We start from the raw sequence: 21,486 nt of genomic DNA on the forward strand, positions 1-21,486 counted from the left end.
TTTATTCCTCAACAGGATCGGTATGAAGATCTTGATCGGGACGCGTGAAGCTCCATCGAGTAAAGGTCACCTCAAAGCCCTCTCGTGTTGGGGAGGTGGTATAAGGGCCTGCCTGATTCCCTGTCGGGTAGGGAAAACGCGCCACACGTACGGTACGCCAAGCATGGTGCCGTGTTCGTGCTCGGATAATCACGGCATCCTTTATAATGGAAGCGCGGAGAGTAACTTCTTCCCCAACCCACTCCGGCACAGCAGCCAGCGACCAGTCCGAGTAACCATCGGTTACAACTGCGGAAAGCTGAGGAATACCGTCATTGACCTCAACCCCGGTTTTAATCCATTGCCCCGGACCATGATATAACAAAATCCCTGCCTGATCATACAGTTCCGCGAATGACGAGAGCAGAAAGGATACTTCCACAGCCGTATTGTTATCCCAATCTGCCAACAAAGCGGCGCCATTTTCATATTCGAAGCCATATAAGGTTTTTTTCCAGAAATCTCTTCCCTTCTCAGGCTTAACCTTATAGAAGTCCCCTTCTTTTTGGGCAGATTGCGGCTTATTCAGCCACTTCCCTGCACTCCAGTCCATTTTCTTAATGGTCATTTTTGTGTCCTCCTTAGATTAATTCTCCATGTTTTTTTAAATACCGGTACAGCATACAGCCGGAAACCGTACATAAAAGAGCGCACAAGCCGATAAATCCATAACCTGCTTGCAGCCCTCGCAGCAAACCAAGGGAGTCTCCTTCACCATAAATCCTTTTAACCATTTCTATAACAAACCCAATAATATAGTTGCCAATAACGCTGCCAAGCCCCATTAGTGTGACAGTAAAAGTAATGGCTGTATCACTTCCACGCGGATACCGTTTTGCAATAAAGGCCATAACGGTTGGATAAATCATTGCAATCCCGATACCTGCTGCTGCAAAAAGAAGTGACCACTGTTCCCCTCCAATAATAGCGGCAAACGTACATATAGCAGAAAAACCTGAAAAAATAATGAAAGATAAAGCAAATCCGATTCGGTCTGTCACAGGTCCCAAGAAGAATCTGGAAACGGCAAAGAGAAGAAAAAATACGGACAGCATACCGGAAGCCTCGACTGTACTCCAGTGGTAAGCCTTTTCCAGATAATTTACTAACCAGCCACCTACAGCCAACTCAGATACAACTCCAAAGGTGAGAATCAGCACCATCAACCACAAGGCCGGGTCTCGCAGCAATACTTTAAAAGGAGTCCGGCTTTCATCCGCAAGGTCATCCCCGGGAAATGAACTGCGCATGGCAGTAAGGATGGGTAATAAAGCTAATGAAAGCATAACCAGATACATACCACGCCAATCCAGGGTTTGACCAAACACCTGAACAGTCATAACTTTCGTTGCGATTAAAGGTGCAACCGTTGAACTTAACCCGTAAAAAGCATGGGATAAATTCATCATGGTCCCCGTATTCCTGACAAAGATCCTTGCTCCCAAAATCGCCAGTGCAATTTCCAGCATCCCATTTCCTATATACATCAGAAAGTAAGAAGCAGAAAAAAGCGGATACGTATGCGATAAAAATATAAACATACCCGAAACCAGCATGGAGGCAAAGGATAAAATACTTGTCGCTTTAATCCCCCATTTTCTCACTAAAACAGCAGTAAACGAGCAGGCAATTAGATAACCTAGAGCATTTAAAGATAATAAAGTACCTAATTGTTGTTCATTCAGATTAAAATCGAACTGAATCCTGGGAATCGCCGGACCTTTTATATTCTCCGAGATACCAAAAATAATAAAACCCAAAAAGATAGTAGCAAGCTGCAATGCATAAACCTTGTTAAAATTCTTCAACCGCTGCATGAATTCCGTATGCCTCCTAAGCTTGCCATAACTCTGCACTTTATGTAGTATTATATCATCGCAAAAGTGATGTTCAAGCCACTTTATTCCCACTTGGCATCACTATCTTCCCAAGTAAGGAGATTCCAATGAGAATTGATAACATGCCGTTAGATCCTACATATTTTGAAAACATTCAGCATGGCCAGCTTGATTTTCCCATTCAATACTATGTGGATGAGTTACATAAATTCCTTCAGCATAGAGTGCCTCTGCACTGGCATTTTGAACCGGAGTTCTTTGTTGCCCGCGGAGGAACCGTTGTAGTTCAGGTGGGGCATCATCGAATTGAATTAGAAGCCAATGACGGCATCTTCATCAGTAGTAATACCCTGCATTCCTTTGAACAAAAAAATGAATCTTATGTTTGTGAATGCCCGAACATCGTTTTTTCCGGTGAGTTAATCGCTTCACATACCAGTGTCATCTATAAAAAATATGTCCTTCCATTTCTGGGTGACAAACATGTGCCATATGTCGTTTTACATGCTCAAGAAGCTTGGCATAACGAAATTCTAAAGAAGCTGGAGAGCATCTTTGCTCTGCTTCAGCAGCACGGTGCGGAAAGTTGGTACGGTTCATTTCCTGTTCTGGATTTCCAGACGGATTCATTCCTGGAGATTGGTTTCGAAATGCAGGTGCAAGGCCTTCTCAATCAAATATGGTTGTTATTGGTTCAGCATTGGCATGAGCTTCCTACCGTAACCACCGATAAACGGGAGCTGCAATATCAAGCGAGGCTTCAGAACATGATTGCCTTCATTCAAAAAAACTACATGAACCCTTTGACACTCGAAGACATATCGGGTTCCTCGAATATCAGCAAAAGTGAGGCCTCCCGCTGTTTTCATTCGTATATGAAATGTTCACCTGTAGACTATCTATTGCAATACCGGATCGAAGCCGCGCAGCGTCTTCTGCTGGGGACTACCCGTTCGATCCAAGAGATCTGCGCGGAGTGTGGTTTTAATTCCCCCAGCTATTTTATCAGAATGTTTAAAAAGAAAGCCGGAGTAACGCCTGGAATATACCGAACGCAAAATTCAATTTAATGCATGCAAAAGCAAAAAAGGGCTCCAGCGGAAACCGCTGAAACCCTTTTTTGCATGTAGTGCGGTCGAGAGGACTCATTACTCGCATCGCCTCTGACACACTTAATCATTATTTGCCACAGTGTATATCTGCAGTCTGCCTAAATCCAATATAAATTGGCCCGGAATTAGAATATCCAAACCAATCAAACCATTAATCTGAGTATCTTCTCCGATGCGACCAAAATCTATGGGGAAATTCTCCATCTGAAAGGATTGAAATTCGATTCCATGAATCTTTCGACGAACAGACGCTTCTCTGCCACCAATACCGGTCATAAATCGAAGCTGATCCCCTGGCTCATAACCATCGAACAAGCCTTGAACGGAATCAATCGAAAGAATAGATTCTGCGGCACCCGTATCAATGACAACATGCGGAATCAAAATGGACTTTTCGCCATGACGAATCACGATACTAGAAAATAACAGCCCATCTCGAAATTCAAGATTCATCTCTTGGAGTTCTCCTGACCATAGGCTTGTCCCGTACTTCTACAATAATGGCTTTATTGGAGGTATGATACACAAAGCGCTCGTTTTTGGCAGAAAATAGCTCTTTCCATGCTTCCTTCGGATCCGGAATTGGCTTGATGACAGCCACTTCTTCCACATGGAGCTTATTGTCTTCGTAATGAGACTTTAGTTCCTCCACCAATACAAACTGATCAGGAAATAGTTCTCTAACCTCCGTCCAGAGCATCTTATATCGCCTCCCTGCTTTCATTTTAACATTTCTATGGTTGCTCTGAACACCCAAATCGTGTTCAATCATCTTCTACGAAAATGAGGTTATGATTTTCTACCACAATTTACAGGCATGAGCATAGTAAGGCGGAGAATCGCTCAAAACGCTTATGCTTCTGTAATTTAGGCTTCCTAAAACCTTTGCAAAAAGCCCACCTAACATGATGATAAGTAAAATCTAAAATGGAACCTTGCCTAAAGTTGCTAGGTATTTTCTTGTAAATCTTGCATCTTTATTACTTCGCACTTGTTTTGAGATTTTACATACAGATGCAGTAACAGCTCCTCCAATAAGTGCTGTACCTAATACATCTTTATAATCTATTTTCCCATTAAAAATGAACCAAAATCCAAGTAAAAAACTGAATAAATTAGGTCCTAATTGAGCTAACTCATTTCTAATTTCAGATAGATTTCTATTCAGATGCTCAACAAAACTTTCATTGTAATTATCATTTTCTAGTGATGTAATATATACATCTAGTTCATTATGGAACGAATTAATCATTGCTCTAAAATCCTTTTTGTTCCTTAGCTTAATAAGTGTATCCAATGGAATATCTTCCAGATTAGTTGGTAAAACTAGGTTTATCGTTGATTTAGCAATGTTTATTCTATTTGCAGAGGACGATGGGTTTCTTTTTAAAAAAATATTATATTTTTCCATTTCGTTACTATCAGTAATAGCAGAAGTATTATTATTTTCACCAATGATATTAGCTAATAAGGTCATATAAACATTGATTAATTCATTGTTCATTAAAACACCTCGACTAGTATCAGTAGCCAGCCCCTCAGCTAAAAAAATCTTTCGAACTCATATGTATATTTTTCCTGAAATAAGGTTGATAAATGAGTATTTTTATCCCTAAATACATCAGCTATTCTTCGGGTGTAGAAAGTTTTGAAGTATCGTTCTGGTGCTCTCAATAAATTTTCAATTACAGAAAACGCATCTAATGATGCTCGGTAAGCCTCTTCCGGAGATGGATGATGAAATTCAAGAAGATCTGTTTCATCCAGTAATAGTTTAGATTGCAAACCCAAATTTATCCTCTCGTTCATCGGAACAATTGGCTTTAATTTTCCAATATATATTAATGCAAACTTTAACCAATCTTCATTTTCCACTTCGAAACTTGGGTATGGTGTTGAATACTAGCACTTTGATCTAGGGAGAGGTGAGTACTTTGAAAAAATTTTTTTACCAGCATCATATTTTTCGTAATAATGAAGTCCATATCAGAACAACAGGTATTGCTATCCTCCATTGACTTTTCCTTACCCTGTTTCATGTTTTATAATCTATGACTGAATAAAGAAGTAATGCGATTAGCAAGACCTACCTGCAAAGTCCGTGCAGGTGAAGTGTGCTTACAAAGAATATCTCGTTCCCAATGTAGACTTAATCAAATGTAAAAATCAGCGACAGCCTTAAACCAGAAATGAATTCCCAAATTTACGCTCGGTTGTCGAATGTTAGCTCAACGACTTAGCTGTCACTGAACCCTAAGTATGATATTTTTTAAAAAATCTTTGTATAACAAGATCCTTGTTCTTCATCAAAAACTATAAATAGGCTATTAACAATTCTATTCAAAGCATTATTGGAAGATTAAACCAAAATCGGATTAGATATGAGGATGTATTTAAATTTTATTGTTAAATACAGACTATCTTTACTATGACTTTAACTTCAACAATTTTTCGCCTTCATTAATTGTTTGTTTAATAAAGCCTGATAACGATTTTGGATATTTACCTAATCCTGTTGTCAATATTATTTGGTAATCGGATGATTCTAGTTCAGAAATTCTATCCATACATTTATCTAAGTTATCTTTATCAATTCCCAAGTTTTCAGGTGTGTCAATCAGTAAAAATTGAGGAAATGGGATGCGACTATTTGCATCCAATGACATGGATAATAATGTCAGGAAATACAGAAAACGTTTAGGTACATTTGAACTGGCTTCTTTGTAGTAACCATCATTCAAAACAGGCATGTAATCATCATTAATTTCAGCATTTGTCACATCTTTTAAAGTTTTTGTCATAAAACCATTATATATTTTATTAAATCGTTTAACTTGGGCTTGTATTAATTTTTCAATGGCATCCTGTGTATTATTCACCTTTAGTTGGAGTGCATTATAATCACTCTTTGCTTTATTGAAATCTCTTTCGATTACCTCATACTTTTCGATTATTTTAATCCTATTTTCACTGTCTTGAATAGTATTTCTTAATCGATAAACACGTTCATTAAGCTGAAGTAATTCTTGATTGTTAGCATTCGTATGCTGTTCAGCTTCTTTCAATTGACTATGAACGCTTTCCAAGTATAAGTGGGTTTGTTTAATGCTTTCTTGTATTGATGTTATTTCTTTGCCACACGAATTTATAGCTACTTCAATGGTTTCGACTGATTTTTGCTTTGAGCGTAAAATCTCAATGTACTCCTGTGAATTATAAAAAAATCGTTCAATTTGACCATCTTGAATCTCGGCTCCACATAAGCAATGCCCACTTACCCGTTCAACTTTATTAAAGCAACAAGGACATTGATCTGGAGAAAAGAGATGTAGGGTATTGTGTGAAAAGATTATTTTGTTAATATGGGAAACTTCTCTTATCAGTTCTTCCTTTAAATCAATTAAGTCACGCTGTTCAAATGAAACGTTACTTAAATGTGATTGTAACTCTGCGAGTTCACTCTCTTTAAAAACCAAATCTTGACGAAGTTGTTGAATTTGCTGCTCAAATTTTGAAGAATCTGACTTGCGATTTTTAACTTCATTTCGTATAAGCTGAACTCGTTGCAATTCCAGCTTATCTTCTGTCAATTTTCTTAACAGTTCACTGGATGGAGAACTGTCGATATCATATCCCATTTCAGTAGCAAGAACACCGAAGTTATGAAACAATATTTTCTTTGCATCTCTTTGCTTTTCTAGTTCACGTAATTTCCCCAGCATAGCATAAAAATCAGAAAAACGATGACCGACTAATAATTCGAAAATTACTTTACGTATATGGGTTGAGTCCGAAATGAAATTGTTATCGGACTTATGCTCTTTGTATATTTTCCTCGGTTCAGTTACTTGGTCATAATGAATAAGACGGAACAAATCAGTAAAATTAACTTTAAAATGAGACGTACCTTGCCAAACATCAACGACTTCAATATTTAGCTTTTGGAGTAGCCAATCCGAATATGTTGATTGACCATCAGGCATGTGTTGCCTATTCAAATAAAACGATTCTTCTTCGCCATTCTTATCCTGGACTATAATCATGTTATTCTGCTTTTGCCCAAAATATCGTTTAATCAGATATGGTTCGTAATTAAATTCAATTTCAAGCAAAACAAAATTATTAGTATCATTTTTAACTTCAAAATGGACTTCTTCCTTAGAAAAATTAAACATGTGAACGTAATCACCAAGCGCATAACATATCAAGGCGCTAAATGTTGATTTTCCTCCACCGTTTCCAGCCTCTATAATATTAACGCCATCCGTTAGAGGTGGGGAACTATACGTATATTTATCACCATTATAATGTACTCGGTTAATTTTCAATCTTCCCATATATGAACACCTCTTTTGCGAAACAATTCATCGAGTAATGAATCAGTTTTCATAGTTCTTATGTGTGAAAAAATAGATTTAAATTGCTTACTGTGTTCTCGCTCCATTCGGAATAATTCTGAAGAAGTGAATTCTTTCGGAAGATTTTCATTACAAAGCCATACATCAAATGATTTTCTGGTATCATTTTTGTTCATGAAGAGAATACCCTTTTGTTGAAGCGCATAAAACAAGGAGCCAGTCCAATTTAATCGCAATCGACTTTTTAAATAAGTTTCCTTTAGGTAATTTCTATCAATGGGTGAAGCATAACTATCCCTCGCTTTATTACTAGCCACGATAGAAAATAAAGAGTGATTGGACAAAAAAGGTATAAGATAATTTAACTTTGACCATTCCTGGAATCTTTTACTTTCACTTGTGCAGCCTAACGTATGCAAGAAAATTATCGTATTATATGCAAAATAATAATAATCATCTTCTGCACTAAACATCATTCTTTTTTTTACGTTTATATTAACACTCATTGCACACTTAATTCCTCCTATCAAAAGCTAAATAGCATGAGTTAATTAATTCATAAATGGTGTCACGAACAGCATTTTCACTTTGGAAAGGGTATCGATAATCTTTACCCCAATCTCCTAGATGCGCCGCGGCTACACGTACCAACATATCTATCCAATCGTCAACGACAGGAGGTTCAACCGTTGATTGACGTGTTTGCTTATACACAACTCGTAAAAGTTGTTCTTCACAAGCTTCAAACACACGATAAAGATATGCACCACGTTCTTGTGGTTGAACTCTAAGTAACTGTTTTTCAATAGAGCCAATTTTTCGTGCAAATATCTCGAAAGTGGTTTCATCATAATCAGGGGATACAGCTTTAATCTTATCGTTGATATTACGAACATCAAATGGCTTTTCCATCGACTCCCAATCTTCGTAACAAGGGTCTAGTGGTTTTGTAGATGCTACATTATTACCTATTTCTAGGAACTTCGTTTTCACTGTATCTGTATTAATCAATCGATGAAAGGGGTCTTTATACGCTTGTCGTTTTTCAAGTTCTTTATCAAGTGCATCAATAATATACTGTTCTTTTCCAGAAACCGATACGGTATTATATAAACGACAACTTTTAACTTTCAGAAGTAAAGCTTCTTCAAGTTGATTTTCATCTTCCTGGTTAAATTTCCAGTCTATACGTTCAAGGAATTGAATCCACATATCATCCGTATACTTCTCAATTAAATCTAAATATCCAGTCTCATTTTTTCCAAGATATTGCTTTTTATAATCATCAATTAATATGCATTTTATAAAAGGAAGTACTTCTTGATATTTTTTCTCTATCAATAAATTCATAAGGAGAACGTTTTCGGGTAATTCTAATTGGTTATCTTTAAGTAATTTAGTTGTACGTTCGTTCGTAATGCCAGTATTCGTATAAAACCCATAACGAATATGCTTTCCAATGTGTAAAGATACATCTAAAAAGCTTACTAAACTATTCTTTACTTCATCAGAGTTTATTGAGAAACATTTCGATTCATAGCTTTTATCACTTTCCAAATATTCACTGCTTTCACCATTTCCGTCATTAGTATTCATATAAACATCTTCAATATATTCACAAGCCACAAGTACAGATATGTTAGGTGATTTTTCAAGTTCCTCAAATATTAATTGGATTGCTCTAAGACGTTGTAACCTTTCCCCTTTACTTTGTTCACCCACTGTCCTACTAATAATATTTCTCTCCATAGGCTTCCATCCTTATAATTATGAATCTTATGCACTATGGATATTTTCGACACTTTTCTCCTTTCTCCTCCTTTTTGTCCGTAATTATGGATATAACGGAATATATATCCGAAAAATGAGAACTTTTGTTCTTATTTTATCATTTACATCAGACAATATCCACTAAATAAAATAGAAAAGCACTCGTGATGTCACATTTAAACGAGTGCTTTTCTATACATAAATATATAAGATAGATTAAATTTTAGATTGCTTTCGCATTGATTCTACAGCACTTACAATTACATCAGGAACTATTCCCTCTGACCACCTATCCCAAAACTTAACTGTTGCACTATCGGGTTTCTGAGTAGGTTCAGCAATTTTAACTCTGCTTGGCAACAGACTAGCATCACCTACTACCAAGGCTTCTCCAATATCTAAAATTGGCAAAAGTTCAGCATAGTTCCCTAAACTATCTGGAAGTAGCTTTTTCACAACATTCTGATCATCTGCATTAGTTAAGCGCATAGCAATAAAATTACTACTCTGACTAAGTACTGTTCGATTTACCTCTGAAGGTCTTTGAGAAATAACGACCAGACCAACACCGTATTTTCTTCCTTCTTTAGCAATTCGCTCAAAACTCAACAAACTTGAAGCTTCTACTCCTTGTTGTACATTTGCAGGAATATATAGATGGGCTTCATCACAAAACAAAGCAATTGGGTGTATTTTATTTTTATCTACCCATTGCTGTATAGAAAACACAACTCTAGCAATTAGAGAAACCATTAGTGGCAAAATATCAGAGGGCACTTCAGAGAAGTTTATAATTTTTACACCGCCTCCTTGTGAAGCAGGTGACATCAATTCCTTACACAGTAAATTCATATAATCATATGATAGTAGCGCAGGATCGCTTGAAAACATAAAGTTTAAACGTTTATCTTGTATTTTTGCCGAAAGCCTTTGAATAAATCTTGATAATTTACCGTAGAATTCTCCTTGTTTTTCTTTATTATTTGCTCCAGGTACCATTTGAGTGTCTAAATCCTCTAAATATTTAATCAGATTATTAATTTTATATGGAACAGGAGTATCTATCGTTAGATTATCAAGTAGAAATAGTTTGTCATATTCCTTTAATTGCATTTCTTTTTCTTGTAAAACAGATCTACTAAATATCATTGCTTGATTAGGCGCGTTATTATCGCTACGATCAAGCATCAATGATAGCATTTCATCATAGGTTAGCAGCCAATAGGGTAAAAACATAATACCATCTTTAACGGTATCTGATGGACCTGCAACTTTATAATGTTGGATTCCTTTTCCAGCTATAGGAGCATATTCACCATGAATATCGAATAGAATGGCATCTGATGATTCAAGTTTAGCGATCTGTTCGACCAAAGAAGCAACCGTATATGATTTACCCGAACCAGTACTTCCTGCAATAACAGCATGTCGTTGGAACAATTTATTCCCGTCCAACCAGGCTTTCGCATTATCATTAAGTGTATAGGTTCCAATAAATAAAGGATTATCAGCATTTGCTGTGCTCTGAGATATCACTCCCATAAAGCTTGTTAATGTACTATCATCCATAATAAAACAATCAGCATCTATTTCTGGTACCGATTCCAGTGTACGTTTAAACTGATTAGAGACACTACCAATCTTATCAAAGAATGTACCTATTAAAGTTATTTTAACAATATCATTAGAACATGGATGTTCATCCTGGTCATCTTCCACATCCTCATCAAATTTACGCATTATTTTTACAACCAGTCCAATTAAGTGCTGACCACGTTTAGAAGCACGAATAACAACTAAATGATTCACTTGTAGTTTTGAGAGCATATCACTTTTATTGACCTTGACAACAACTGAAGCCGTATCTACACTTTGTACTTTTCCAACAGATTGCTCATCTTGAAGTTCAAAAATGGCCATTTATATCACTCCATAATATTAGTAGAGTATATTAAAAAATTCCTCTAACCTCCATAGGTCACCTTTCTCCGAGTATTTTTCTTCTTTCATAAAAAAATCTGTAAATCCTGGAGCATCACTTTCTTGAATGATTATATACTTAGCCGCATTACTAGATATCATTCTAAATGCCGAATCTGACAACTTCTTAGTGACCACAACTATTGGTTTGTCCTTACGAATGGCACTTATGATATTAGTTTGTATCTGTTCATCGTTAAATCCGTAACCAATACACAAAAAACTTTGAGCCTTTGCGATGTAGTCATCTGCAATATGTATTATATCCCTAGAAGGAGGTTGGGCTATCGAACGATACTTTTCTGAACCTGGGGGAATAATCTTTGGATGCATTTGTTCTGGTATTTTTCGTTGCAAAGGTACTGAATATATATTTCCGTTATCATGTTCGAACCAATCTAAAGATCCATGTACTTTCAACAAATTAACATTACACTTACCCTTTGCTAATTGAATGTCAATTTTCCTAATATAACGTCCATCACAAAGAGTATTTACTGATATATTGAATTGATCACAAGAATATTCAATTACCCGATCATAATTTGTCGTAACTACATTCACTTGCTTAGGATGAGGTACACACATTGCATGAAGAAGCTTTCCTAAAGGCAATGTAAATTCATTCTTTAAGACTCTATAAAACAACTGTAAATCGTGTTCAGCAATTAATTCCCAGGTATTTCTTGTAATGTCCTGCATAATCTCTTCAAGCAAGTTTATACCTGTCAATGCACTCTCCAAGTCTTTTCCATCCATCAATCGTCCTTGGAATATACTCCAGGCTTCATCGGATTCATACTTTGAACCAATTTGAGCAATTAAATGACTCGCTAATTGTGGCATTCCAGGAATTCCGTAAGGCATTGTACCGCCAGTACCAATTAAAATCAATGGAACATCTTGGGTGTATTTTTGAACTAACCTAAACGTAGCCTCCCGATCCATTTAAAATCATCCTTCGTGTCATTTTTCTTCTTATATTTACATAATTCTCCACTCGGATTCAGATTCCTCCAGTACATATTTTTTTCTTAACGATTCCTAAAATCATGAAATAAGTTTCTTGCAATACATTGTGTTCTCCCTATCAAATACGAAGGACAATGCCGCGGCGTTAGTTCAATGGCCTTGCTCGTATTTTTCTCCGTACAATAGACAAGGTCAATAACTGTCTGAAATTTTTAATAATTATCTAAGACTTGTTAAGCAAAACTTTTCAGATCAACCTATAAACCTTCATAATACAATATCACAAAATAAAAACCCTTCCGAAGAAGAGTTTATTTTAAGATGTGGTGCTCCTGCTGGATACCATCGTCCGGCTCACTGAATTAAGTTGCCTGTTGATTTGCAACCCGGATTGGAGGGATGGTTCCATTCACATTACCAGGGGAAAAAGTAACACGCTATGTTCCTCTTAACAACATCTGCCCAGCGCGACTGAGTTCTAAATGGAACTCGCGATAACTTGCTCGCAATGCCCTATGGATTACTGAAAAAAGACCAACCCCTTCAACATGTTTCTCTCAAGCACATCAACATCAAACATTGCCACGGTGCAGTTCTTCGCGGTTCAGCTCATACTTTCCGCAAACGATAGCCAAATCGTTTCTGATGAACGATGGCAATGTCTACGCCCTGCAAGAGCTCTTGGGTCATACTCCTAGCCTGCTGATCTGCGTGACAGGCACGAAGCATGTAGCCTTGTCGAATCGCTCGTTGGTTTATGCCCAGGAATGCAAAATGAAAGGAAGAAGATCTTTGAGTAATCCAGTCAAATGCCGTACCAATCAAGTATCCACATTCAGGATTCCCCCCAGTCCGTCAAATGAAGAATGGATCAACCACTTTCTTCGAGATTCCAAAGCGAAACCTCAGTGCCCGATCCATTGAATATTACGACAGCACCTTGCACTACCTGCTGCAGGTGTTGGAAGAACAGAAGCACACAGTGGACATTCCCCAAATCACAGCCGATTTTTTAAGGCGTCACTTTCTCGGGTACATGATTTAAAAAAACTGGCGCCGAAAACGATCAATGGACGGTTAAGCAACTGCCTGATCTTTTTTCGCTTCCTTTGCCGATCACGGCTTTGTTTGTATCAGTTGACAATCAACCGCTGCAAACTCGATCTCTACAAGACCGGATTCATGGTTACGGCCTGATGACGAAAATCACGGGAGTACGGGTTTCACCGCATACCTTCCGACACACCATGGCCAAAATGTACATCCGCAATGGCGACATCCTTTTTCTTACAGCTCATTCTCGGCCATTCCACCTTGGATATGGTCAAGACATACCTCCGGCTTTTCAACAATGAAGTGAGGGAGCGGCACCGGAAGTATAGTCCTGTCGAACATACTCAGATTCGAAGAAAACGATAAACGCAGCGCTAAGTGGGTTTCGATCTGTTTGGTGCTTATTTTTATTAATATTCCTTATATACTGATCTTCTCCCTCTTTTTAATGCGGATTACTGCGCTTTGTGGTATTCTGGCATCATGATAGACGACAAAAGCTTCGTTGAAGTGCTGCACATAATCAGACTCATGGGATTTTGGCGACAGTATAATCATTTTCCGGGCCAGTTCCTTCTGATACAGTAGAAATACCTTGGATTTTCTTCCTTCATCCAGCGCACTGTCGAACTCATCCAGAACAATATAACCAGGATTCGCCTGTATAGTCTTTAATAAAGCTAGGGCAAATAAAAGCGACCCCAAGGATTCTTCCCCTCCCGAAACGCCCTTGCCGACTCTGCCCCCTCTTCCCTTCATACTAATTTCTTCAAGCGCTCCCCTGTGTCCTTGTTTGCGCGCTTTGATGTTGAGGAAATATTTGATGTTTCCTTGTTTAAGCTCCTGCATATCCCAGCTGACCTCTCCATCGAAGGAAAACAGATCCATATAGTGAACAAACATTTGATTGACCCGCTTTACTTCATAATGGATGGTATTGACCAGCTTTTCTTCCAACTCTTTCAAGCTATCCTCCAGCTGTTGAAGCAGAGAACGCGCCTCTTGCACCTCCTGTGCACCTCGTTCATACTCCTGCTTAACCTTCTCGTAGTTTTCCAGTGCGTTTTCATCCACCGTCTCACCACACGCATGCTGTAACTGAACCAATGATCTCTCCTTCTCATGACCAGCCTCAGATTCATTCCAATTTATTGCCGGAGGAAAATCCGGATACTCGTCTACAATTGCAGCTAACACAGCGGGAAGGCGTTCCGTCCATTCCTGATAAAATTGCTGTTCTGCAGCATAGCTCTGCTCTACTACGCCGTAACGCTCGGATGCCTCCTTCTTATCACGTTTAAAATCATCCAGCGCCCGTTTGACATCTGCAATAAACTGAGCCTTCTCCCGCAGCCGCCTTCCCGTAGAATCAATGGATCGCTCCAATTGGTCACTAGCTGCCAGTTTATCCTCCAAGTCCCGCTCCAATTGTTTGAGCAAACCTTTCTGTATTTCCAATTCTTCACCAAGTTGCCTGAGCCGTTCAAGCTCGGAGCTTTGTCCCCGGGCCTCATCATAAATGCACATGTAATTGGCCATTGCTTGGATACTCACCTTACGTTCAACCAACGGTTCATTCAAGTTTTGGCTTTCATAATAAAGCCTGTCGCGTTTTTGCATCCACCCTGCTTGTTCGGCAAGCGTACGTTCCCATTCTTTTTTTGTCCAGTCCCGCCGGGCAATATCCTGAACGACTCCTTCTGCAGTTCTAATTTGATGGAGAATGGAGCGAATCAGCCTAAGCCGGGTTTCACAATCCGTACATTCAGTGCGCGATGCTTGCTGCTGCTGTTCCAGCTTGCTTATTTCTTCATGGATTTGTTTGATTCGCAAAGCAATTCCCTTGGGATTCAGCAACCACTGCAGGTTCTCCTGTGCTCCCCGACGCCCCCACGAATCCAATAGGAGTCCATTCCTTAATGCTATTTTCCTATCCCCGGCTTCTGCAACAAGTTTATGGATCCACCAAAGAGCTTTTTGCGCTGCTGCATAGCTTTTATCATTCAATTCTTTTTTCACCCGAAGCCCAAGCTCGCTTAGCTCGTCCAGTGTCCGTTCGGGAATAATAAGCGGCAACTCCACATGATACAAATCTGTAGGAGCCGAAAATCCTTTTCCATCGACAAACAATGTGTATTTGACCGGTTCCAGCTTCTTTTCCTGCTCCAACGGAGAGTTGTCATCCATTTCAAGCAAATCACGCATCGTATAGACGGTCAGACCTTTGCGCTCCAAATAGCGGATAGATGTATCCTGTCTCAGACTTCTTATTTCATTATGTGTTAGTGCACGCAGTTCCTCATGTAAGGAATGGAGAGTTTCGTCCAGCTTTCGGTCATGATCCTGCAGAACAATACGTCTATTTTCAAGCTGCTCCGCTTCCTTCTCCAGCCCGGCGCTTCCTCCATATTTGCCTACCATAGCTTCCGCCTCATCAAGCTTGCGTTGATCTTCTCCCATCTCATATTTGAATCTTGCAGCATCTTGCGCCAGCCGGTCCAATTGCTCTTGAGCTTGACGATAAGCCTCTTGTGTTTCTTCCAGCTTCTGCTGCATCTCTGCCAGTTGTTCTTGACTGACGGCCAGGCGTTCCCTTACTTCCGCTTCCGAATAAGGTACGGCTTTAATCTTTTCTGCCAACTCTTGCAACAGGTCGGCCAACTGCCGATGTTCCTGGGTCATGCTGCTGTGTTGCTCCTGAAGTTCAGCCATCTGCCCTTCCAGATCTTGAAGAAGCCGGTCTGACTCCTCCTTCTGCATCGTTTTCCGGTTCATTTCCTCCTGATAATGCTTATATTCATCTTCCAGCCTCATCCACTTGTCGATTTCTTCCCCCTGAAGCTCATCAAGTGCTTCCATCCTCTCCTGAAGCACCCGAATCTCCTGATGTTGCTTTTCGCAAAGCACGGCAGATGCGATCAAAGCATGCTGCAAGCCCATCTTGCGACGCTCGTTACGACTGAGCAAGCGATCTCGTTCCTGTTGCCAATTACCCAGATTCAGCTTATGCTGGTGCTGGTTGTTCTCTGCTGTTTGAAGCGCCAAGAACGCGTCCTTTCGCTCTTCCTTCACCATCTCCCAGTTATGCTGCATCCGTTCTATTCCCGTCATCTCGCTAAAAATGCGAAAGCGTTCCTCAGGCCGCATAACAGCAAACTGGTTCACGTCCTGTTGATACCAGATCAGATAAAAGGCATCTGGATCCACCTTGAATTTATGCTGCAACTGGTGCCGGTATTCATGAAGATGATTGGTTCCATCCCCGGGTGTATACCGAGTTTCCTTTTGCCATTGCCATGGCTCCTCTCCTTCATAAATCCAGTATTCCTTACGCAGAGGATCGCCCGGCTTTTGCTCCAAATTGAGCCGGAAACCGATGCATGCAGCTGCATCTACAGGGTAATCTCCACTGTTGTCAAATACAAGCTCGATCGTGGCCCTCCATACCCGATCAGCAGGTAAATTACGTGAACGCAGTCCCTCCAGATCAACCTTGGGAGAAGCAAGTACGGCTCCCAGGCAGAAGGTAACCGTTGATTTGCCCGATCCGTTGGGTCCCCCTATTAATACATGATCCTTATGCCCTCCCAGTTCCAGACGAGTGTCGGTAAAGTCGCGAATTCCGCTAAAGCAAATTCCCCAGGGGATCAATAGTCCGCACCTGCCTCCAGATTGTAGCGTTTAAAGAACTTTAAAACATCTTCCATGTTAAGCTGCTGGGAATGGCTGAATTCAGCGAATCGTTTGAGGTAAGAATTGGAAAAAAGACGGCTACCGATCGCTGTAAGTGCAAATGCCTCTTCATTGGAAGGATTCTCATATTTGACAACCGCTCCAAGCTTCATCAGCGCATCGAGATTCATCAATATTTTGCGTCTGACATCTAGAGATTCATGGCCGAAAGTCTCAAGTAATTGTGCAAAGAGAGTGAAATCGTTCTGCAGGACTTCCTGATGATAGAAAATAAACATCAGCAGGGCAAGGCTCTCGGAGGAGAGCAGTTCTCTGGCCTGCCTGGCCGGAACATGAATCAGAACAATAACACGGTCCCGGCGCTCGTCATAGACAATCCTGAAATAACGGCTGACCGCTTGATTGACTCTTTTCAGAAAAGAAATCAGCCCCTGCTCGTCTTCCTGTTTTAATTTCAAAATCTTCATCACCTCGCGGCGGGACAAGCCAAAGCTGTCGCTGCGGACGGCAGCGGAGGAAGAAAACATAATTTGCACAAAGGCATATTCTTCATCTGGACTCAGAACCGCCGTCAACCGTTCCATCGCTCCCAAGGGCAACTGGCTGAATGAGTTCTCCAGTTCTTCGAACGACATACTTCCCCTCTCCTTCCTCTACAATCTGCCACTCTTCTTCCCGTTGATCTGCCTTTGTAAGATCTTCTGTTTCCACTTCCACGTTTCGCTCAATGGCAGCCCTTTGGCCGCCCGTAAGTGCAGATACGGCCAGCAATGCATTAACGGCATCCGCCCAATGGAGAGAACCTGCCTCCAGCACAAGCTCCTGCAGTTCCAACTGTGCTTTATTTTCCAAGACCCGTTCCACTTCATCCGTACGGATTTGTGCCTTCGTCATATGCCATTGGAGTTCTTCCAAATGAGCTTCCAGCTCATCTTCTGTCCACTCCACCGCTTCCCGATAATCCGGCTCCGTACGTTCTTGAATCGGTTCTGTGGAAGGTACATAATGCTCCAGGTAGCTTACTGTATCAGCCAACTGACGATTAGAGACGGGAGAGGCAAACTGAATGGGAACCCACATCCCGTCCAGACGCTCACCAGGCTGGCGATCCTGCTCCAAAAAGCTTAAGATTTCATGTCCACTGGGCAATTCCGAATCAGACCGCTTCAGGAAGGATTGAATAATGAATTGACGAATCGCTTGTGGAGAAATTTCCTGCCCTACTTCCGTTTGCTGCAAATGAGCAAATTTTAGAAATTTGTTCAATGTCCCCAGCGACACCTGAGTCCCTTCAAACATGACCTCTGTCCCGCGCTTTAATAAAGGAGCAAATGACATTCCTTCTTCAAAGGTAACATATTTAGCAAGCCGATCATTCATACGGGCATTCAATTCCTGCATAAGCTCTACGATAATCTGAATCTGCGGCAATGCATGCCGGTCTGCCAGAAATTCCAGTTGCCGCTCCTTCAGCTTATCTACGGCATCCTCCACATTGCGGATCATGCTTGCCAGACGGTTGCCTCCCGATATCCCCTTATCATCATAAGCCTCGCTCAGATCAGCATCTCTTCTAGCCTGAAACAAAGAACGGGCCACTTCATCCTGCATATAATAGGCAAGCGAATCATTGCCCAAACGAATCAGCATATCCATCATTCGCTTACCTACATCCATCATCGTCAAGCGCCTTTTGCCGCGGATAAACTTTTGAAGCACATTCAACAAGCGTTCCATCGGAATATTCGGTTCATATCCGAAGCGGTTGCGGAAGCGATAAAAAAGGACATCCTCGTCCTCCAGCGGATCATCCAGTCCGAGAGCCTCCTGCTGAATCAAATTCAGCATTTTCAAAATCTCCAGCACCTTCAGCGGTTCCTCGAAATATTCGCGTAATTCTGTCAGAACCCCAGCCAGCTTCACCACATCCCGCAACGCCTCCTTGCGGAGGTGATCCGGTGTATCCTGAGAAAGGATGGAAATCAAACCTCCAGCCATTGCATCCAACGCTCCGCCCCTCCCATCTCAGCCTCTTGCTCACCTGTCTCTTCCGCACTAAGCCTGTTCATCATGGCAGCCTCGTAGACTTGCCAAGTATAAATGTCGTTTTTGGAAGGAGTATCATGGATTTTCCCACGATCCGAAAGAATCCACTTTACTTTTATTTGGGGGGCTGAATGCAGCAACGCTTGAACATGTCTTGCTATAATCAGTCCGGCATGATCCGTATCGCACCAAACCAGAACCTGACTCAGTTGCTTCGAATGCACCAGCACATCGGCGATCATCTTGCGGTGCCCAGCCCTGATCTGCCCATCCAACCCGATAACCAAGCTGTCCGAATCTTTCAGAAAGTTTGCTTCTGCCACCATCCGCGTAAGCACCGCCCTGTTTTCCACCAGCCATAACGTCTGGCACGCAGTGGCAAAATGGGTCTGAAAGACCGTCAAATCCGTTGTGGCATGCAAAAATCCTTGCGGATACCGGAATCCCCCTGCTCCATTCAGTTCCCCAGCAAAGTAAATCGGCGTGATCACGCCCTGACTGGAGAGGCCAACCAGATGCAAGGGAAACCCGAATCCCTCTTCCAAAGTTTCTAGGAAGGACGCCTTGTAAGCATCAAAACGCTTTGATCCGCCAATTTCTCGGTAGTAGCGGGCTCCAATCTCCTTCCAGTCAAACTGATCTCGAATCACCGTTATTTCAGCAAGAGCCACGATGAAATCCGCATAGAGCAAGATCTTTTTCTCTGGCCAAGATTGACCTCCGCATCGGGTCGCTTCGGCAATGTCTTTTAGGCTTGAATTTTCTTTCATTTTTGTAAAAATATCTTTAATGAACGACCAAAAGGACTGCCGATAATTCTGAAAGTTGGCTGACTCAACACCTGGGCAACCACCTGCAGTTCGGTCAAATTGCAGGTTTAAAGAGTCGAGAACAACCTGCAGTTTCCTGTTCCATTTGCTTGCGCGAGCTTCAAGCCTTTCTTCATTTTGCATTTTTTGCTGTTCCAGAATCAAATAAAGCTCATATCCCATCACATATTCAGAGCGCCGTTCTGTTCTGCCATCCGGCTCATAAATGATTTTGCGCAGCACCCAGCCTTGGCTGATCCACTCCTGCAAAACCGCCTCATTGCCCGCTTGCCGCACTACCTCGTGGGCCGTTTTCTTAACATGGGGACTATAAAATAATTTCATTACTTGCCCCCATAAGCCAGATACATCATTTTCCACCAACAGGTCCCTATCCACCTGATTTAATCCACCTGTAATTCGACCGACTCGCCTCCGGCTTCTAGGTGATACTTGATAGATTTCAACCTCATAGCCATTCGTGGATTCTCTTAACGAATCCAATTCAAGCTCCCAACCCTTTTTCAAATAATTCGTATGGATAAAATCAATGATCTCCTGTTTGAGCAAAATATCTCATCCTCATATCAGAATAATTCAATAACATAAATATACCATTCACCTTTGTTATAGCAAACAAAAGCCCACTCAATGGTGGGCAGAAATAAGCCTATTTAATTCCAAGTGCCTTGATACCTATCACTCGAATGATCTCTTCCATTCTGTTGTGAATATAGTATACTTTATATCCCATCACTACGATACGCCGTGTATTAGCCCATGAACCCCTGTCATATTCACGATAACCTCCTGTGGAGCCATTACAGAAAGACGATCGTGTATCGTTCCAAAAAGCTATAGCTGAAACTCTTCTGTTTCATGTCTAGCATTATAACAGATGTTTCATTCGAAATCCTTCACTATTCCGGTGTCTTGCTCCTCAAATTGATTAATTTCCATTATATTGTTTCTTTCATTGGTCCCACTATTATCCATTTTCATTATTCGAACACTACAACCATACCATGTAAAACGCAAAAATAAAAAACCCTCCGGCTCCTGAAGCCAGCGTGTCTGCCAATTCCGCCATGACCGCATATAAATTTATGACTTGCTCTCATTCCTCGGTGAGTTTAGTGTCGACATAGGAACCGCGCCTATATCAGCCGTGCCAAAACCAGAATCCAGCTCCCCGGCCAATTCCGTCAAATTCGCACTTTGTTGATCAAAAAAAAGAAAAAAGGTCTCAATCCGAAGGTTGAGACCCTTTAACATGTAGTGCGGTCGAGAGGACTCGAACCTCCACGGCTGTTACACCACTAGAACCTGAATCTAGCGCGTCTGCCAATTCCGCCACGACCGCATGCTTTGTTGTTTCCTCTCGAGGAGGACAAATAGAAATATACCATGGGCTCAGAGAAAAGTCAAACCCCTGAAATAAAGTTCTATTTTTCAGAAAAATCAGCCATAGCGGGCGGCCGGCTTGAGCTGCCTGCCCGCTATGGACATGGATTTTTCGGCGTCTTTACTTGGATTTAGGCAGATTCAAATCGGGAACCGGCACCTTGTCCCATCGCATATCGGTGCCGAAGTAGAAGCTGGTATAACATGGCTGGTTGTACACCACATTCTGCCATGCCACCCCTGTCCGGTATTGTGCATCATGCATCAGGGTGTACAGCTTCCGGTCCGTTACCTCGGTGCTCATGTAGATGCGGATGGCGGTGCTGTCCGCCGTACGCACCACCAGCTCCTCCCGCCAGTCGCCGAACAGGTCGGCTACCAGACACGGGTTGCCCTTGGTGCCGTTGTTGGA

17 protein-coding genes and 1 tRNA gene are annotated in these 21,486 nt (G+C 41.1%); 2 read left to right on the forward strand and 16 right to left on the reverse strand.

Going from position 1 to position 21,486, the window contains the following annotated elements; all coding sequences use genetic code 11:
- Position 1 precedes the first annotated feature (1 nt).
- Both ACI1P1_RS25000 and ACI1P1_RS25005 read right to left on the reverse strand, forming a co-directional pair.
- On the reverse strand, positions 2-607 hold the full coding sequence (locus tag ACI1P1_RS25000) for a DUF1349 domain-containing protein (protein WP_416219206.1): 606 nt from the start codon (positions 605-607) through the stop codon (positions 2-4).
- Positions 608-620: 13 nt separating this feature from the next.
- Positions 621-1,856: an MFS transporter gene (locus ACI1P1_RS25005; RefSeq protein WP_416219207.1), complete on the reverse strand. Its 1,236-nt coding sequence runs from the start codon at positions 1,854-1,856 to the stop codon at positions 621-623.
- 128 nt (positions 1,857-1,984) lie between these two features.
- Here ACI1P1_RS25005 and ACI1P1_RS25010 point away from each other — a divergent pair, with 128 nt between their 5' ends.
- A complete protein-coding gene (locus tag ACI1P1_RS25010) occupies positions 1,985-2,947 on the forward strand; it encodes an AraC family transcriptional regulator (protein ID WP_416219209.1) in 963 nt (320 codons plus the stop codon).
- Positions 2,948-3,049: 102 nt separating this feature from the next.
- Here the strand turns inward: ACI1P1_RS25010 and ACI1P1_RS25015 are convergent, their stop codons facing one another.
- The 8 genes from ACI1P1_RS25015 to ACI1P1_RS25050 all read right to left on the reverse strand — a co-directional run bounded on the left by ACI1P1_RS25015 (position 3,050) and on the right by ACI1P1_RS25050 (position 12,045).
- A complete protein-coding gene (locus ACI1P1_RS25015; RefSeq protein WP_416219210.1) occupies positions 3,050-3,442 on the reverse strand; it encodes an aspartyl protease family protein in 393 nt (130 codons plus the stop codon).
- Positions 3,432-3,689, reverse strand: coding sequence for a hypothetical protein (locus tag ACI1P1_RS25020; RefSeq protein ID WP_416219211.1), 258 nt, complete (start codon positions 3,687-3,689; stop codon positions 3,432-3,434). The genes ACI1P1_RS25015 and ACI1P1_RS25020 overlap by 11 nt, the downstream gene beginning before the upstream one ends.
- Before the next feature lie 222 nt (positions 3,690-3,911).
- Positions 3,912-4,493: a hypothetical protein gene (locus ACI1P1_RS25025; protein WP_416219212.1), complete on the reverse strand. Its 582-nt coding sequence runs from the start codon at positions 4,491-4,493 to the stop codon at positions 3,912-3,914.
- Positions 4,494-5,415: 922 nt separating this feature from the next.
- Positions 5,416-7,326: an AAA family ATPase gene (locus tag ACI1P1_RS25030; RefSeq protein WP_416219213.1), complete on the reverse strand. Its 1,911-nt coding sequence runs from the start codon at positions 7,324-7,326 to the stop codon at positions 5,416-5,418.
- Complete coding sequence (locus ACI1P1_RS25035; RefSeq protein WP_416219214.1) at positions 7,314-7,853, reverse strand: hypothetical protein; 540 nt, start codon at positions 7,851-7,853, stop codon at positions 7,314-7,316. The genes ACI1P1_RS25030 and ACI1P1_RS25035 overlap by 13 nt, the downstream gene beginning before the upstream one ends.
- 7 nt (positions 7,854-7,860) lie before the next feature.
- The gene (locus ACI1P1_RS25040) at positions 7,861-9,096 is read right to left on the reverse strand and encodes a hypothetical protein (protein ID WP_416219216.1); all 1,236 of its coding nucleotides are present in this window, start codon (positions 9,094-9,096) and stop codon (positions 7,861-7,863) included.
- 237 nt (positions 9,097-9,333) lie between these two features.
- Positions 9,334-11,037, reverse strand: coding sequence for an ATP-binding protein (locus tag ACI1P1_RS25045; protein ID WP_416219217.1), 1,704 nt, complete (start codon positions 11,035-11,037; stop codon positions 9,334-9,336).
- An 18-nt stretch (positions 11,038-11,055) separates the two neighbouring features.
- Positions 11,056-12,045 (reverse strand): SIR2 family protein, encoded by a 990-nt coding sequence (locus ACI1P1_RS25050; RefSeq protein ID WP_416219218.1) that lies wholly within the window; start codon positions 12,043-12,045, stop codon positions 11,056-11,058.
- 1,148 nt (positions 12,046-13,193) lie between these two features.
- Here ACI1P1_RS25050 and ACI1P1_RS25055 point away from each other — a divergent pair.
- Positions 13,194-13,424 carry a tyrosine-type recombinase/integrase gene (locus ACI1P1_RS25055; RefSeq protein ID WP_416219219.1) on the forward strand — a complete coding sequence of 77 codons (231 nt, stop codon included), beginning with the start codon at positions 13,194-13,196 and terminating at the stop codon, positions 13,422-13,424.
- Between the two features lie 118 nt (positions 13,425-13,542).
- Here ACI1P1_RS25055 and ACI1P1_RS25060 read toward each other — a convergent pair whose 3' ends face one another.
- From ACI1P1_RS25060 to ACI1P1_RS25085, 6 genes are all read right to left on the reverse strand, one after another.
- Positions 13,543-16,773 (reverse strand): SMC family protein, encoded by a 3,231-nt coding sequence (locus tag ACI1P1_RS25060; RefSeq protein WP_416219220.1) that lies wholly within the window; start codon positions 16,771-16,773, stop codon positions 13,543-13,545.
- A complete protein-coding gene (locus ACI1P1_RS25065; RefSeq protein ID WP_416219221.1) occupies positions 16,770-17,450 on the reverse strand; it encodes a hypothetical protein in 681 nt (226 codons plus the stop codon). The genes ACI1P1_RS25060 and ACI1P1_RS25065 overlap by 4 nt, the downstream gene beginning before the upstream one ends.
- Positions 17,365-18,813 (reverse strand): hypothetical protein, encoded by a 1,449-nt coding sequence (locus ACI1P1_RS25070; protein ID WP_416219226.1) that lies wholly within the window; start codon positions 18,811-18,813, stop codon positions 17,365-17,367. Before ACI1P1_RS25070 ends, ACI1P1_RS25065 begins: the two co-directional genes overlap by 86 nt.
- Positions 18,798-20,240 (reverse strand): Toprim sub domain-containing protein, encoded by a 1,443-nt coding sequence (locus ACI1P1_RS25075; protein WP_416219222.1) that lies wholly within the window; start codon positions 20,238-20,240, stop codon positions 18,798-18,800. Before ACI1P1_RS25075 ends, ACI1P1_RS25070 begins: the two co-directional genes overlap by 16 nt.
- A 709-nt stretch (positions 20,241-20,949) precedes the next feature.
- Positions 20,950-21,033, reverse strand: a tRNA-Leu gene (locus tag ACI1P1_RS25080).
- Positions 21,034-21,195: 162 nt separating this feature from the next.
- The coding region (locus ACI1P1_RS25085; protein ID WP_463605683.1) for a rhamnogalacturonan lyase family protein at positions 21,196-21,486 on the reverse strand (291 nt) is incomplete at its 5' end.

It is taken from the genome of Paenibacillus mesotrionivorans (genome assembly GCF_046098205.1).
Classification (GTDB): Bacteria; Bacillota; Bacilli; order Paenibacillales; family NBRC-103111; genus Paenibacillus_AR; species Paenibacillus_AR mesotrionivorans.

Coding starts and splice junctions, on each gene's coding strand:
- ACI1P1_RS25030 (WP_416219213.1), bottom strand. CDS start 7,326: ATGGGAAGATTGAAAATTAACCGAGTACATTATAATGGTGATAAATAT.
- ACI1P1_RS25005 (WP_416219207.1), bottom strand. CDS start 1,856: ATGCAGCGGTTGAAGAATTTTAACAAGGTTTATGCATTGCAGCTTGCT.
- ACI1P1_RS25035 (WP_416219214.1), bottom strand. CDS start 7,853: ATGAGTGTTAATATAAACGTAAAAAAAAGAATGATGTTTAGTGCAGAA.
- ACI1P1_RS25010 (WP_416219209.1), top strand. CDS start 1,985: ATGAGAATTGATAACATGCCGTTAGATCCTACATATTTTGAAAACATT.
- ACI1P1_RS25065 (WP_416219221.1), bottom strand. CDS start 17,450: ATGTCGTTCGAAGAACTGGAGAACTCATTCAGCCAGTTGCCCTTGGGA.
- ACI1P1_RS25050 (WP_416219218.1), bottom strand. CDS start 12,045: ATGGATCGGGAGGCTACGTTTAGGTTAGTTCAAAAATACACCCAAGAT.
- ACI1P1_RS25040 (WP_416219216.1), bottom strand. CDS start 9,096: ATGGAGAGAAATATTATTAGTAGGACAGTGGGTGAACAAAGTAAAGGG.
- ACI1P1_RS25025 (WP_416219212.1), bottom strand. CDS start 4,493: ATGAACAATGAATTAATCAATGTTTATATGACCTTATTAGCTAATATC.
- ACI1P1_RS25015 (WP_416219210.1), bottom strand. CDS start 3,442: ATGAATCTTGAATTTCGAGATGGGCTGTTATTTTCTAGTATCGTGATT.
- ACI1P1_RS25000 (WP_416219206.1), bottom strand. CDS start 607: ATGACCATTAAGAAAATGGACTGGAGTGCAGGGAAGTGGCTGAATAAG.
- ACI1P1_RS25045 (WP_416219217.1), bottom strand. CDS start 11,037: ATGGCCATTTTTGAACTTCAAGATGAGCAATCTGTTGGAAAAGTACAA.
- ACI1P1_RS25020 (WP_416219211.1), bottom strand. CDS start 3,689: ATGCTCTGGACGGAGGTTAGAGAACTATTTCCTGATCAGTTTGTATTG.
- ACI1P1_RS25070 (WP_416219226.1), bottom strand. CDS start 18,813: ATGGCTGGAGGTTTGATTTCCATCCTTTCTCAGGATACACCGGATCAC.